Origin of the sequence: Sphingobacterium sp. IITKGP-BTPF85 (genome assembly GCF_001006065.1) — a bacterium.
Lineage (GTDB): Bacteria > Bacteroidota > Bacteroidia > Sphingobacteriales > Sphingobacteriaceae > Sphingobacterium > Sphingobacterium anhuiense.
Map to the genome: position 1 here is coordinate 1 of NZ_ASZT02000031.1, position 14,779 is coordinate 14,779.

The 14,779-nt window shown below is 36.6% G+C and carries 13 protein-coding genes and 2 pseudogenes; 2 read left to right on the forward strand and 13 right to left on the reverse strand.

Annotated features, from left to right (window positions below; all coding sequences use genetic code 11):
- Positions 1-41 precede the first annotated feature (41 nt).
- The 7 genes and pseudogenes from L950_RS08415 to L950_RS08445 form a co-directional block, all read right to left on the reverse strand.
- Positions 42-236, reverse strand: a complete 195-nt coding sequence (locus tag L950_RS08415; protein ID WP_021188700.1) for a hypothetical protein — start codon at positions 234-236, stop codon at positions 42-44.
- Positions 237-251: 15 nt separating this feature from the next.
- Positions 252-1,280, reverse strand: coding sequence for a complex I subunit 1/NuoH family protein (locus L950_RS08420; protein WP_021188701.1), 1,029 nt, complete (start codon positions 1,278-1,280; stop codon positions 252-254).
- 213 nt (positions 1,281-1,493) lie between these two features.
- Positions 1,494-2,779 (reverse strand): annotated as a pseudogene (locus L950_RS08425) (citrate synthase).
- Positions 2,780-3,108: 329 nt separating this feature from the next.
- On the reverse strand, positions 3,109-4,020 hold the full coding sequence (locus tag L950_RS08430) for a molybdate ABC transporter substrate-binding protein (RefSeq protein WP_021188703.1): 912 nt from the start codon (positions 4,018-4,020) through the stop codon (positions 3,109-3,111).
- 14 nt (positions 4,021-4,034) lie between these two features.
- Positions 4,035-4,505, reverse strand: a complete 471-nt coding sequence (locus tag L950_RS08435; protein WP_021188704.1) for a DsrE family protein — start codon at positions 4,503-4,505, stop codon at positions 4,035-4,037.
- Positions 4,506-4,508: 3 nt separating this feature from the next.
- Complete coding sequence (locus L950_RS08440; RefSeq protein ID WP_021188705.1) at positions 4,509-5,489, reverse strand: c-type cytochrome; 981 nt, start codon at positions 5,487-5,489, stop codon at positions 4,509-4,511.
- A 79-nt stretch (positions 5,490-5,568) separates the two neighbouring features.
- A complete protein-coding gene (locus L950_RS08445; protein ID WP_021188706.1) occupies positions 5,569-6,474 on the reverse strand; it encodes a LysR family transcriptional regulator in 906 nt (301 codons plus the stop codon).
- 451 nt (positions 6,475-6,925) lie between these two features.
- Here L950_RS08445 and L950_RS08450 point away from each other — a divergent pair, with 451 nt between their 5' ends.
- Positions 6,926-7,288, forward strand: coding sequence for a BlaI/MecI/CopY family transcriptional regulator (locus tag L950_RS08450; RefSeq protein WP_021188707.1), 363 nt, complete (start codon positions 6,926-6,928; stop codon positions 7,286-7,288).
- Between the two features lie 5 nt (positions 7,289-7,293).
- Entirely contained in the window at positions 7,294-9,336 is a 2,043-nt protein-coding gene (locus L950_RS36360) for a M56 family metallopeptidase (RefSeq protein ID WP_021188708.1), read from the forward strand.
- A 55-nt stretch (positions 9,337-9,391) separates the two neighbouring features.
- Here the strand turns inward: L950_RS36360 and L950_RS29730 are convergent, their stop codons facing one another.
- The 6 genes and pseudogenes from L950_RS29730 to pstC form a co-directional block, all read right to left on the reverse strand.
- Entirely contained in the window at positions 9,392-9,649 is a 258-nt protein-coding gene (locus L950_RS29730; RefSeq protein WP_021188709.1) for a hypothetical protein, read from the reverse strand.
- 121 nt (positions 9,650-9,770) lie between these two features.
- A pseudogene (locus tag L950_RS37195) lies at positions 9,771-11,425 on the reverse strand (beta-N-acetylhexosaminidase).
- 149 nt (positions 11,426-11,574) lie between these two features.
- On the reverse strand, positions 11,575-12,138 hold the full coding sequence (gene pth / locus L950_RS08470) for an aminoacyl-tRNA hydrolase (protein ID WP_021188711.1): 564 nt from the start codon (positions 12,136-12,138) through the stop codon (positions 11,575-11,577).
- A 90-nt stretch (positions 12,139-12,228) separates the two neighbouring features.
- The gene (pstB, locus tag L950_RS08475) at positions 12,229-12,975 is read right to left on the reverse strand and encodes a phosphate ABC transporter ATP-binding protein PstB (protein WP_021188712.1); all 747 of its coding nucleotides are present in this window, start codon (positions 12,973-12,975) and stop codon (positions 12,229-12,231) included.
- The gene (gene pstA, locus L950_RS08480) at positions 12,965-13,822 is read right to left on the reverse strand and encodes a phosphate ABC transporter permease PstA (protein WP_031287565.1); all 858 of its coding nucleotides are present in this window, start codon (positions 13,820-13,822) and stop codon (positions 12,965-12,967) included. Before pstA ends, pstB begins: the two co-directional genes overlap by 11 nt.
- Positions 13,812-14,702, reverse strand: a complete 891-nt coding sequence (pstC, locus tag L950_RS08485; protein ID WP_021188714.1) for a phosphate ABC transporter permease subunit PstC — start codon at positions 14,700-14,702, stop codon at positions 13,812-13,814. Before pstC ends, pstA begins: the two co-directional genes overlap by 11 nt.
- Positions 14,703-14,779: the final 77 nt, after the last annotated feature.

The following is a 14,779-nucleotide window of genomic DNA, read 5'->3' on the forward strand; positions in this document are numbered from 1 at the left end:
CAATGACAGTCGTCGATCTCAACTTCAAGCTGAATATCGCGCTACCTCAGGATACTGGCATTTTGGAAGCTTTCGGATACTGCATCTGTTGCAATACCATCCTGTTTATCAAAATAATTATCTTTTGTAATATCCAGTTCTTGGCGTGCCTTTCGAGCACCAAACAGATGCTTTACTGTCAAAGATAGTCCCTTGAAAGCAGTTGTTAATGCATGAAAAGCCGTTTTGAATATCATATCGAATTAACCAAATTAAACAATTACTAAAATTCTCCAGATCGCTGATATAGCCATACATAAAAACGCGAGAGGTGTTAAAACCTTCCAGCATAAATTCATCAGTTGATCTGCACGTAAACGCGGTAAAGTCCATCTGATCCACATCTGAACCCCAACTAAAAAGAGGGATTTGGAAAAAGTCCAAAATATTCCCCAGCCAAAGCCTGTTGTCCAGTCAGCCAGTTTTAATGGGCCAATATTCGGAAGAGGTGTATTCCAAGCGCCTAAGAATAAAACGACCCCCAACATGGATACCAGAAACATCATAGCATATTCAGCTAGAAATAAAAATGCAAACTGTATCCCCCCATATTCGGTATGAAAGCCACCAACAAGTTCTGATTCTGCTTCCGGAATATCAAAAGGAGCACGGTTACACTCTGCCAAAGTCGCTATAAAAAATATAATATAGGTGACGATCATATGGGGTGCTTGAAAAATATTCCAAGCAAATATACCACCGACATTTTTAACAGACCAAATACCTAAAAACTTGATTTCTTCTGTTGATAATACACCTTGATTCGTCGCAATATCATTCAGATTTAGCGTCTGCGTAAGCATCACGGCTGCGATTAAGGATAATCCTACAGGAATTTCATAAGAAACCATTTGTGCAATTGCACGCATAGAACCAAGCAATGAAAATTTATTGTTAGAACCCCAACCGGCCATTAAGATACCAATAGCATCTATGGAGACTATAGCCATAATTAGGAATAAGCCAGTGTGTGTATTAACTGGAATAAAATCCTTAGACCATGGCATAACAGAAAACCCCGTGAAAACAGCTACGAAAATAACAATAGGAGCCATGCGGAATAAAATTTTATCCGCTAGTAGCGGAGTAATCAATTCCTTTTGTAGGAGCTTTAAAATATCTGCTATGGTCTGGAGAGATCCATATTTTCCCGTTTCCATAGGACCAAGTCTATCTTGAACAAAGCCTGCAATTTTACGTTCCGCATATACCGCAAACAACGTAAAAACTGCTATAAACATGAATATAGCAACAGGAACAAGGATATGATGAATAAATCTAACAATTCTTATTTGTAATGATTATTAATAAGTGAAATTCTAGTAGGCAAATTTAATGAAAAGGTATGAATTAAGAGAAGGAAAAACAAATTATATACTGGTTTAATAGACATTTGTTTATGGAAATAAAAAAAGCATCTCGAAAGATGCTTTTTTATTAAAATATTTTAAGAATTAACGTTGTGTTATTTCAACATAATCACGTTCCGTCGGACCAGTATATACTTGTCTTGGACGACCGATAGGTTCTTTGTTTTCACGCATTTCTTTCCATTGTGCAATCCATCCCGGAAGACGACCTAAAGCAAATAATACGGTAAACATTTCCGAGTTGAATCCTAATGCACGGTAAATAATACCTGAGTAGAAATCAACATTTGGATATAATTTTCTATCGATGAAGTATTGATCATTTAATGCCGCTTCTTCTAATTTTTTAGCGATATCTAAAACAGGATCATTAACACCTAATTTTTCTAAGATATCATCACATGCTTTTTTAATGATTTTAGCACGAGGATCGAAGTTTTTATAGACACGGTGACCGAATCCCATCAAACGGAAAGGATCATTTTTATCTTTTGCTTTCGCTAAATATTTTTCAGCATCTCCGCCATCATTTTTGATCGCTTCAAGCATTTCAATTACAGCTTGGTTTGCTCCACCATGTAACGGTCCCCAAAGGGCATTGATACCAGCAGAAATAGAAGCATATAAATTTGCGTTTGATGAACCTACAATACGTACTGTAGAAGTCGAACAGTTCTGTTCGTGGTCAGCATGCAAAATCAATAATTTATGCATTGCATCAATCACAACAGGATCAAAAGTTTTATCCTGATTGACTTCACCAAAGATCATATTTAAGAAGTTGTCGATATAACCTAAATTAGTTTTAGGATATACAACAGGATGACCTAAAGATTTCTTTTGAATCCAAGAAACAATCGTAGGCATTTTAGCCAATAAATTGATAATTGTTTTGTCTTCTTCTTCAGGTATTGGATTTGGATCTAAAGATTCAGGGTAAAATGCTGATAAAGCTCCAACTAGACACGATAATTGTCCCATTGGATGGGATTTTGAAGGAAAGCCTGCAAAGAAGTTTTTCATGTCTTCATGAATCATCATCTGTGATTTGATGTCCGTTCTGAATTGTTCTAAAACTGCTTTTGTTGGAAGGTCTCCGTATATCAATAAATAAGCAACTTCCAAGAAGTTGATTTTTCAGCTAATTGTTCGATAGGGTAGCCACGGTATCTTAAAATACCTGTCTCACCATCAAGGAAAGTGACAGCACTTTTTGCTGCACCAGTGTTTTTAAAACCTGGATCTAATGTAATATATCCAGATTGATCTCTCAATTTAGAGATGTCAACTGCTTTTTCGTTTTCTGTACCAGTAATAACTGGAAATTCGTATGACGAACCATTTAAAATAATAGATGCTGTTTCAGACATAAGCTTCTTATGTTATCATGTGTTTATGCAAATGTAATAAAATTGAGGGCTAATATACTAGGTTTTCGTAATAATAATGCCATAATCTAAGCATTTTTGACATTATTTTTAATTAAAAATCTTAGTTATTACTGATACGCGCCATTTGTTTATCCAAAAGTTTTCAATTGGTTGATAAGGTAAAAATCTAATTTTTTAAGCATAATGTTGCTTATGCACATAATACAAAAAAAGCCCTTACAATTTGCCTCTTCGATGAGTATAAAAGGAAAGACTTTTTTGATTCTTCCACGCAGAAACCTGAAACAAAATTTAGGCAATGCTAAAGCTTAATCTACCTGAAAACCATATTTTTTATAAATGTTTTTTGCAGAATCTGATTGGAGGTAAGCCATAAAATCACTAGCAGCTTGTTTATTTTTAGATTTTTTCAATTTACCAGCCATATATTTCGCCGTAATGTTTTCATTATCCGGAATGGTAATACTTTCTACCGGATGATTGATCATTTTTTGAAAAAATGCCTCTGAGTACCATACTGGAGCAACATCGGCTTGACCTTCTAATATTCGAAGTGGACTTTCTCGATGATGTATTTTAGTGAGATAAGTAGATTTATCTGCAACCTTGTCTTCCATAATGGTATGTACGAGTTCTTCTCCACCAACTTTGCGATAAGCGGTTTTTATCTGCTCGCCAACACCTTCCCAAGCTGGATTCGGCATGCTGATACGAACATCCTTACGTTTTAAATCCTTCAAGGATTTGATGTTTTTCGGATTACCCTTTGGAACCATTAAGGTAAGTTTGTTGGTTGCATAAGCAATAGTCTGATCAAAATAGTCAGCCATCTCTGTGATCCGTCTTTGACCCGCAGTGTAAATATCTGGCGTGTGCGTAATCTTCAAATTGCCGATTGTTAGTGATCCACCTTGAATTTGTTTTGCCAGTATTCCCGGAGGTAATGTTTCGACAAATATGCGCTCGTACTGTGGATGTTCTTTCTTGAAAGTTTTGATCAGATCATCGATAACCATAAACTGGTTTCCGGCAAAGAAAATAACCAATTGTGGCTTTTCAATTTCACCATAAAGATCAGGGATGTTGTCAATCCCAGGGATCGTAAAATTAACAGCAGATTCAGGAGGGGTATTCCAAGGAGGATGAAATTGATGATCTTGTGCATAGGAACATGAAGTTCCAAGTAACAGAGCAAGTATAGTTTTAGTGAGTTTTTGCATGTCTTGTTTTCAAATTATGGTTTAACAATTGTCCAGCCTTGATGAGCTCTGATCACCAATTCACCATTACCGCTGGGAACATAACCGATGAAATCAAACAGTTGTTCCTTGGTCAGATTACGTTCTTTTAACGAGTTGGTACATTGTGCTACTTGGACCCCTCTTGCGATTAGTTTTTTGAACTGTTCTTCATATTTAGAAGTACTTTTTAAAAATGCCTCAGTACCACCAGAAAAAGCTATCAGCTCAAGCGTTAATTTTCCTTTTAATCGTGGATCATCCAGCACATTGTTGATGTTGCGAATTGCTTTCTCAATTGTTTTTGGATCATTGCTATCCAATTGGTAGATCGCATGATACGATTTTTTTTCAGCAACAGCTCCTTGAAATGACGCATTTTTCACCAATGCTTCCTCTTGCGTTTGTGCCGCTAATTTACCCATGCTACAGATAGCAAGGATCATAATCATAATTGTTTTATTCATTTTTTAAAAATTAAAAGGACCGAATTTATGTTGTATTGCACTTATCTCGTCGTTATAAGGTGGATAAGGTGAGTCTTTTGGTTTTTTTGCTAAGTTAGGATAGTCATTTTCCTTATTTGCTTTGATTGGTCTAGAAAAAGAATTGATATAAGCAGCCACATCAAATGCCTGTTCATCTGTTAAAATCGGACTGTCGTGAGTAGCACCTAAAGGCATATTTGCTTTGATAAATTTCATTGCTGTTAACATACGTGCCATTCCTGCACCATCATTGTAGGAATCATTTCCCCATAGAGGTGGATATTGGTATCCTTTAGTTCCAGCAAGTTTTTGGCCTTCTCCATTTGTACCATGGCAACTTTGGCAATGCTGTTGAAAGACAGTAGCTCCATTCTTTTGATCGGCAGCTCTTTCCGGAATGGTCACTTTGACAAATCCCTGCCCAGTAATTCGCTTTCCAATTGGCGTATCTTTACTGATATGTTTAATATAGGTAACAATTGCCCTCATTTCGGTACTGTTCACATCAATAGCTTTTCCGTTCATGCTACGTTCAAAACAACCGTTGATACGCTCTTCTAGTGATTCCACTTTATCTTCTCTGCCAATGTAAATCGGGAAAACACCTGTAAGCCCAACATAGGGAGCCGCAAATGATTTTGTTCCGCCATTGAGGTGGCAATTGGTGCAGGCCAGATGATTACCAATTTTACTTCCATCTTTTTCATAAAAATAGTTGTAAGTCTCCCTTATCAGTTTTTCACCATAGCTTGCCATTTTATCTTCGGCATTGTCAGCATAAGGTGTCAGTTTTAATTGATCAACATGGTTAATTATTTCGCTCTGTTCAGACTCTTTATCAGGAGATTTATGCGCAAAAGCATTTGTCATATAAGCAGATAAAACAATGAAGCATAATAATATGCTCGTCACGATAATAATGGTATTGCTGCTCCTCCTAATTTTTTTAATATCCTCTTCCATTCATACTAGGTTTTAAACAAATGTACCCTATTACAGAATGCTGTTATAATTCATAATTATTATCTGTTATAACGAAATGTTATGAGTAGATTTTACCCTTATGCTGTTGAATAAAGTTCATGAATTTTAGTGGAAGGCTAGCAAGTCCTCCAACCAAATGGGTGATGTAGAAATAACGCTCTATGCTAAAATCTTCTAACTCAATGATTTTTAAATCACCGTTTTTAAGCTCTTCTTGTATCGCATGGATCGAAAGAAATGCTGCGGTATTACTGTATTTAAGATACCTTTTAATACTTTCGGAGGATGATAAAATAATTTCTGTATGGAGATGCTGTAACGAAATTCCAGCTTCTTTCAATTTGCAATCGATGATATCACGAGTTCCAGATCCAGGTTCCCGGAATACGAGTGCTAATTTATAGATGTCATTTAAGACAAATCTCTCTTCTTTACATAAAGGATTAGTATAGCGGGTGACCAAAACAATTTCATCTTTGATATAGGGTGTGAATTTTAATGATCTATTATCTGGCAATCCCTCTGTAATCCCCAGATGAATTTCGTTCTTGATGAGAAGTTGCTCAACCCGTTTTGAATTAGCCTGCGTGACTTTTATTTCATTTTGTGGAAAATGGAGATTAAACTCCACTAACATTTTAGGAATTACATATTGAGAAATCGTTGTGCTGATTCCCAGGAAGAGATTTCCATTTTGCTTTCCTGTTATTTCGTTGATTTCATAAGTCGCCTGATTGTATTGTTCCAAAATGACCTGCGCATGTTTATAAAGAATCTTTCCAGCAGGAGTAAGGGCAAGCCGGTTGCCTAATCGTTCAAATAACGGTGTACCAATGGAGTTTTCAATCTCCTGTATATTTTTACTTACAGCTGGCTGTGAGATAAAAAGCTCTGATGCCGCTTTTGTGAAGTTGAGCGTATTGGCTGCAACGTAAAAAACTTTTAACCTAAAATCGAAATCCATAAATGAAATACCCTTATCGTAATGAAATGTATAGAACCAAATCTAAAAAAAATTGAATGCGTTTTTAGCTATTAACAAAATTGTCACAATTATAAATGTAAGTTGTTTTCAAATTTATTGAAGATTTGAATAGCATGATAGAATATGGTTTGGATTTAGAATATTAATTCAGGCCCAGTCAAAGCATGTTTATCAGCCATAGATCTATTGACAGTTTACTTTTATCGGGAATTACTAGACAAGGTGGATATCTTGAACTTGATCACAATATTGAATTCTGATAATAATGCTCTTAAACTATAAGCAAGGACAGCTTTGGCATTTCGTGTTTCATTTTTTTCAATGGAGAAATAGTATTTGAAAATCCAGAGAATAAAAAAAAGAATTATTAATTTGAATTATTACGATTATTTCGTAGACTTGTGTATAATTAGTAGTTTAATAATCAGGTATGGAAAAGTTAACAGCACAAGAAGAACAGGCGATGCAGGCCATTTGGAATCTTAAGGCATGTTTTGTGAAAGAGATTTTGGACAATATCAAAGGCGAGAAGATGCCTTATACGACATTGGCCTCTACAGTTAAAAATCTAGAAAAAAAGGGATTCGTAAAGTCAGTTAAGTATGCAAATGCAAATCGATACGAACCGTTGATTTCTGAAGAAGATTATAAAGAGACATTTATGCATTCTTTCGTAGGAGACTATTTTAAGAATTCATATAAGGAGATGGTTACATTTTTTGTGAAAGAAGAAAAGCTATCTGCATCCGAATTGGAAGAAATCATGCAAATGATCAAGGAAAATAAAAGCTAGTAACCATGGAAAATATCCTAAATTATGCGATCCAGATTAATGTATTACTAAGTGTTGTATACTTAGGATATGTATTGTTATTAAAGAACCTGACATTTTACCTGCTTAACCGCATGTATTTTATTACAGGTATTTTATTTTCATTTACCTATCCGTTCTTAGATATTCAATCTTGGTTTAGAAAACCAATTCCATCAGTAGGGGAGATCGCGATGGATTGGTCAATGGATCTCGGACAAGAGGTGGACAAATCGGTCTTTACCTTAAATAATGTATTGATCCTTTTACTTTTCATAGGGGTAACGATTTTATCAATTCGCTTCTTAATTCAGATGATTAGCCTATTGCGAATTCATATTTATTCTGAACCTGCACAGTGGCAATCTTATCTTTTTAGAAATGTTTTTATACCCATTGTACCCTTTTCGTTTTTAAATAAAATATACGTTAACAGAGATCATCATCCAGAACCGGAGCTCATGGATATTTTTAAACATGAAGATATTCATGTAAAGGGTTTGCATTCTATTGATATCCTGATCAGTGAGTTTACTTTAATCAGCAGCTGGTTCAATCCTTTTGTATGGCTCATGCGAAAGGCAATCCGTGAAAATTTGGAATTTCTAACAGATCAGCAAGTACTCAATAATGGCGTAGATAGACAGACCTACCAGTATAGCTTGCTACGTGTCAATGCTAGCGGCGGGTCGGCGACATTAGGAAATCAGTTTAGTTTTAAGACACTAAAGCGAAGGATAATGATGATGAATAAAAAAAGATCTGCAAAAATACAGCTCGGAAAGTACGCATTTATGTTGCCTATTTTTGTATTGACAGCTGGTGCATTTACTCTAAATAAAGCAGAGGCTAAGATAACGCAAGCGACAGATGCCGCGAAAGAGATTGATTTAGAGCCTGCAGTATCCACTTTTCAGTCCGCGAAAAATACCATTGAAGAAGCGGGTTTAGTTCAAGATACGTTAAAAGGAAAAGTAATCGGTGTAAATGTAAAAGAGGAAGCCGTTTCAATTATTGGAATTAAGACAGATACCTCAAAGTTTACTGCTCATGGAGCAAAGACTAATATTGGTACAAGCCTCGACATTAAACCTACAGATTTATTGTATTTTGTGGATGGGAAGGAAGTTGATTCAGACGCATTTAAAAGCTTAGACAAAAATAATATTGAAGCGATGACTATTCTTAAGGATAAAGCTGTATTATTAAAATATGGAGAAAGGGGGAAGAAGGGTGCTATTGAAATCGTAACTAAGGGAAAAAAGAGTGCATCTTCCATTTCGAATGACTATAAACAAACAAAAACCGGATTTTTTAATACAAAAGGAGATAAAATTGGATTGATCCTTTTGGATGGTAAAGAAGTGACGATGGATGAGGTGAATAAAGTTCCAGAAAATAAATTAAGTATAAAGGCACTTAGTACTGGTGATTATGCAATTCAACAATATGGCGAAAAAGGTAAAAATGGCGTTGTTGAACTTAGAGATAGATCTAGAACAAAAGCTTTAAGAGATACTTCAGTACGCATTATATTTGGTAAATCGAATAAGCTTCCACCATTATATGTACTTGATGGTAAAATCTATGAGGGCGATATCAATACAATAAAGCCCGATAATATAGAAAGTATAACTGTATTAAAAGATGCTTCTGCTCAAGCTCTTTATGGTGCTAGAGGTGCTAATGGCGTAATTTTGATTGTCACCAAGGCTGGAAGTAAAAATAATCAGGTATCTGAAGAGTCTAAAACTAATGAAGTTATGGTTCTAGGGTCTGGGAAAATAAAGAAGTCCGAAATTGATTTTTCTAAAAAATATAGCTACATGGTAGATAATCAGGAGGTTTCTTTGAATTATTTCACATCTATTCCTGAAAATAGTATACATTCCTATTCAATTGTTAATCCAAATCAAAAAGTGTCAAAAATAAAAGTGGATGGTAAAGAACTTGAACATGTAGGTACTGACGGGCTAGTTATGGCAATAAGTAAAGCTAAACACGATAGAATGCAATCAAGAGCTAGATAAAATGATTAAAATCCTCAAAATCCATAAATTTTGAGGATTTTTTGTGAAAGAATTTTTATCTCGGTTCAGCTACCGTGAAGGGTTGATAAGGACTTAGGTTAAAAGTAAAGTTGCCATTTGAATCAGTACCGCCTACACTTCTAACTTGCGCTCTGATTGTATATTTTGCATTCGGATTGTACTGTCTCACTTCAAAATTGAAGAAGAAAGGTTTAATCTTATTTGTCCCTCTAAATTTATCTGCTAATGCGTGATGTTTGTCTGCGCTGATCACCTGACCATTTTCCAAAAGTTCGACACCATCTATTTCCAAAAAGTTTTACCTGCTGTAAAGAGGAAGCCCGCCTGCACACGACCTGTAGTATACACCTTTTTAGTCATATCAATTGTCATTTCTTTAAACTCTTCAGTAACTGTTGCAGGACTCCATTTAGCTACCGTAAAACCGCCCTTTTTATAGTAGTCGACTTCAGTTCGTCCAATCGATCAGAATGTTTTTCCAATCGGGCTGTAAAATCTGCAAAATCTTTTTTATTCTTCACTGTCCATCCCGTCTCAGCTAGTGCCAGTAAGCGCGGGAAGTTATGGATATTCATATCCTTTAGTTCTTGTGTTAATGCAGTCCATTGATTAGCCTGTACACCTAACACCAGTTTTTCCTCATCTTTAGTTAATCCTTTACTCGGATCATACTCGTATACTTTTTCAAGCGTATTGATATTACCGTAGGCTAGATCACTCATAGTACCGTCATTTCGATCTGCTTGTGTAATATCAAAATACAAAGGATCAGTTGGCGTTGTTACACTTTCAAATCCATTTTCTACAGCCTTTTTGATCGCATCAGCTCCGAGCCAGCTCATAATAGCTGTTTCTTTAGGTAGATTTTTAACATCTGTCAAGATATCATTCCATCCCAATGGTTTTCTCCCTTTACTCGTGATAATTTTAGAAACGCGGGTCACAAAGTAACTCTGTAATTCAGTAACCGTTTTAATATTATTCTTTTTCATGAAGTCGATCACGTGTTGTTCCTTTTCCCATAGGTCGTGTCGTACCTCATCACCACCGAAATGTATGTATTGGCCTGGAAATAATGCGGTAACTTCCGTAAATACATCATCAAGAAATTTATAAACAGCTTCTTTTGTTGGGTCTAAAGTATTCGGTGTAAATTGATTTCCCCAGTATCCCCAAGAAGAGAGAAAAGGAAATACATGATTGGGGTAGCTATTATTATTAACGCCGAGTTCCGGATATACCAAAATCGTTGGCCAGGAGTGTCCCGGAACATCAATCTCAGGAACAATCGTGATATGTCTTGCTTTGGCATAAGCCACAACATCCTTAATTTGCTCCTGAGTGTAGAAACCACTCCTTTCAGCAGGTTGGTGAGTTGTATGGTGGAAAATTGTTGCTTTTTCAGATGTTAGTTTAGGATATTTTTGATCTCTATGCGCCAACCCTGATCGTCAGTTAGATGCCAGTGAAAAGTATTCAGTTTATAGAGTGCCATTACATCCAGATATTTTTTGATCACATCCACGCTATAAAATGTCCGGCTTACATCTTGCATATAGCCACGCCAGTTGTACCTTGGAGCATCACTTACCGACACGTTGGGAATAGACCACTGAATCGTATTTATAGTAGATTGACTTTCAATAGCACTTGGTAACAGCTGTCTGAGCGTTTGGGCACCATAATACAAACCTGTGGCAGTTCTAGCTTTCACAACAATATTATCCGATTTAACATCCAGCGTATAGCCCTCTGCTGAACTGTTTTTTAAGCCCTTGTCCAAAACAAAGTGTATCCCTTTTTTACCGGTATTTTCCTGTTCTATTTTAAGATCAAAACCTGTAGCAATTTTTATTAAACCTGCCAGTTCCTGTATTTCAGATCGATTTTCCTTATTGATGAATATCTTGGTATTGGAGGTTAAAGAAAACGCTCCATTTTGAGCAGTTAGCTCACTTGGTTTCGGTATAATAGAATAACGCGAATCCTGGGCCTCTACCTGATGAGAAAGCAATAAAATGGCTAATACAGTAAGACATTTCTGCTTTGTTTTTTGGAAATAAAACATGCTTTAGTCGGTTTTATATTGATTTAAGTCTGCTTAAAGGTAGAAAATCATTTTAAATTAAAACCAGGCTTTCGAATATCAAACGTTTGCGCTTTTTGAGCATCGCTTTATAAAAGAAACAAAGCCGTTAACAGGTTAACGGCTTTGTTTTATTTTGTGTTCAGATTGGTCATGGTCAGTTCAATACCGATATTGACAAAGCTATTGATCATCTTTACAGCATGATCGATAAGCTGTGGCAGTTCTTTTTGCTCTTCAGGATCAAATGGCCCAAGCACATAATCCACCTGTCTGCCTTTGGTATAATTATCACCAATTCCAAAACGCAGACGCGGGTATGCCTGCCCGCCACATAGTGCTTCAATAGACTTTAAACCATTATGTCCGGCAGCAGAGCCCTTAGGCTTGATACGTAAGGATCCAAAAGGAATAGCAAGATCATCCACAATAACCAGCGTATTTTCGATAGGAACTTTCAGCAGTTGCATGTAATAATTCATAGCCTTACCGCTTAAGTTCATATAAGTAGTCGGTTTAATTACATATACATTATGGCCCCGTTGCTTATACTCCGCATATGACGCAAGTTTTAACGTTGAAAAAGAAGCGTTAGCTTCCTTAACAAGTTGATCTGCGACCATAAAACCGATATTATGACGTGTGTCGGCATATTCCCTTCCGATATTGCCCAATCCTACGATAAGATAATTCATTGTTTAATACTTAGCCTGCAAAAGTAAGGAAACCTTTTCATATACAATAGTTCTTCCATGCTTTAACAAACAAAATAGCACACTCAGTTCTTATCCAAAGTGTCCGCTAATATAGTTTTTCGTAATTTCATGTTGCGGATTGTTAAAGATATCATAAGTAGCACCCTCTTCCTTCACTTCACCCAGATACATGAAGATCGTTTTATCAGCCACACGTTGTGCCTGTTGCATATTATGTGTCACAATAACAATCGTATACTGTTCTTTTAACTGATGGATCAGTTCCTCTATTTTTAGGGTACTAACCGGATCCAAAGCCGAACAAGGTTCGTCCATTAAAATAACATCAGGACGAAGTGCAACTGCACGGGCAATACACAGACGTTGTTGCTGTCCACCAGATAAACGGGTTGCCGGTTTTTTAAGATCATCTTTCACCTCATCCCACAGATACACCTCTTCAAGAGCTTTTTGAATAACAGCAGGACTTGCATCTAGATTGTTCATCTTCAGACCGTAAGCGATATTTTCCTGGATACTTTTTGGAAATGGGTTCGCTTTTTGGAAAACCATGCCGATTCTCTTGCGTATATCCGTAACCGAGATACCTTTTTCATAAATATTTTGACCGTCGATACTGACAGTTCCTTCAATTCTAGCATCAGGAACGAGGTCATGCATGCGGTTAAAGGAGCGAAGTAAAGTACTTTTCCCACATCCGGAAGGACCGATCAATGCCGTTACTTTTTTCTCAGGAAACTCAATATCAATTCCCTTTAAAACATGTTTAGAACCAAACCAGATATTCAGATCTTTGGTATATAAATTATTGGTCATTTTTTCTGTATTTATAACGAATGTAAAATGCGGTTAAATTCATTAAGAAAACCACGATAATAAGTACGAGTGCAGTTCCATAAGCCAATGGACGCACTTCTTCTATAGATTGATGCTGTGTCGACAGCATGTAAAGGTGATAAGGCAAAGCCATAAATTCCTGACTAGTGTTAACAGACACATCTGTGATGTAGAATGCAACACCAGTAAACAAAATTGGAGCTGTTTCACCTGCCGCCCGCGATAATGTTAAAACAACACCCGTGAGGATACCGGGCAATGAAGCCGGAAGCACAACATCTTTAATCGATTCAAATTTTGTAGCCCCTACAGCAAGTGCCGCTTCACGCATACTCGCAGGAATACGTAGTAAGGCCTCTTCCGTTGTCGTTATGATATAGGGCAAGGATAAAAGCCCCAATGTCAAACCAGCAGATAAAAGTGAAGTTCCAAAATGTAGGCCCTGCACAAATAATGCTAATCCGAATAAACCATAGATGATCGATGGTACACCTGATAAGTTACGGATAGAAGCTCTGATGGTACGTGTCAGCCATGTATTTTTGGCATATTCATTTAAGTAGATCGCACAGCAGACACCAAAAGGAATTGAAAATAGCGCCGTTATCAATGTCAAGATAACTGTTCCGATTATTGGCGAAAGCACGCCACCTTTAGTCATACCATCGGTTGGTAATTCAGTGATGAAAGACCACGAGATCGCAGACCAGCCTTTTGAAAAAATTTCGTAAAGGATGACAATAAGGAAAAAACAGACTAATCCAGTAGAAAGCAATAATGAACCCCATTCAATAATGGGAGTTATTTTTTTAAAATTAAGCCGCATGATATTTTCTAAAACGATTAATAAAATATTCACCAACCAGATTGGCTATTAAAGTCATGAAGAACAATACAATTGCGATGGCAAATAAAGCAAAGTAATGTGTTGTCTGAAAAGGCACTTCCCCCATTTCTATAGCAATTGTTGCTGTAATGGTTTTGACCGAATCAAAGAAATCCTCAGGAAAAAGTGCGGCATTGCCAGTCGCCATTAATACCGTCATGGTTTCACCGATGGCTCTTCCAAGTCCGAGCATAACGGCTGCAATGATTCCGGGAGCTGCTGCTGGAATAGTAATTTTGATCAACGTTTGCCACTTACTTGCGCCAAGTGCATAGCTACCTTCGCGATATGTTTTTGGAATAGCATGGATGGCATCTTCAGAAATTGTGATGATGGTTGGTAATGCCATAATAGCAAGTAAAAGAGAACCGTTTAAAGCATTTAGTCCATTTGGAAGATCTGTAAGCGATGCTATTTTGGGTCCTACCAATACAATTCCTAAGAAACCAATGACAACAGAAGGAATAGCAGCAAGCATTTCGATTAAGGGTTTCAATATATTTTTAACTTTAGGACTTGCATATTCCGAAATGTAAGCTGCTGTACCAATTCCCAAAGGGATCGCAATTACCATAGCGCCAAATGCAACAATTGTTGTACTCACGATCAATGGTAAAATACCATAGGTAGGAATTGCAGCTGTAGGGTTCCATTCACGTCCCGTTAGGAAATCCAATGGTTTTACTTCTAAAAAGAAAGAAATAGCATTGTAGAGTAACATTCCGAAGATACCACCTAAAAGTGCTAACACAAGATATCCTGTCAATTTGAAAGTGTGCTGGGCGACACGATCAATTAAAATTCTATTTTTATACTTCATAACCTTTATTAATGAATAACGTAATACCCCGACGATTCGATTAAAGCTTTGCCTTTCGTATTTTTTTCAAATGAAAT

Excerpts from the sequence above, each read along its gene's own strand:
- pstB (WP_021188712.1), bottom strand. The coding sequence starts at position 12,975 with ATGACCAATAATTTATATACCAAAGATCTGAATATCTGGTTTGGTTCT.
- L950_RS08445 (WP_021188706.1), bottom strand. The coding sequence starts at position 6,474 with ATGGATTTCGATTTTAGGTTAAAAGTTTTTTACGTTGCAGCCAATACG.
- L950_RS08415 (WP_021188700.1), bottom strand. The coding sequence starts at position 236 with ATGATATTCAAAACGGCTTTTCATGCATTAACAACTGCTTTCAAGGGA.
- L950_RS08420 (WP_021188701.1), bottom strand. The coding sequence starts at position 1,280 with ATGTTTATAGCAGTTTTTACGTTGTTTGCGGTATATGCGGAACGTAAA.
- pstC (WP_021188714.1), bottom strand. The coding sequence starts at position 14,702 with ATGAAGTATAAAAATAGAATTTTAATTGATCGTGTCGCCCAGCACACT.
- L950_RS08450 (WP_021188707.1), top strand. The coding sequence starts at position 6,926 with ATGGAAAAGTTAACAGCACAAGAAGAACAGGCGATGCAGGCCATTTGG.
- L950_RS08435 (WP_021188704.1), bottom strand. The coding sequence starts at position 4,505 with ATGAATAAAACAATTATGATTATGATCCTTGCTATCTGTAGCATGGGT.
- L950_RS36360 (WP_021188708.1), top strand. The coding sequence starts at position 7,294 with ATGGAAAATATCCTAAATTATGCGATCCAGATTAATGTATTACTAAGT.
- pth (WP_021188711.1), bottom strand. The coding sequence starts at position 12,138 with ATGAATTATCTTATCGTAGGATTGGGCAATATCGGAAGGGAATATGCC.
- L950_RS08430 (WP_021188703.1), bottom strand. The coding sequence starts at position 4,020 with ATGCAAAAACTCACTAAAACTATACTTGCTCTGTTACTTGGAACTTCA.
- L950_RS08440 (WP_021188705.1), bottom strand. The coding sequence starts at position 5,489 with ATGGAAGAGGATATTAAAAAAATTAGGAGGAGCAGCAATACCATTATT.
- pstA (WP_031287565.1), bottom strand. The coding sequence starts at position 13,822 with ATGCGGCTTAATTTTAAAAAAATAACTCCCATTATTGAATGGGGTTCA.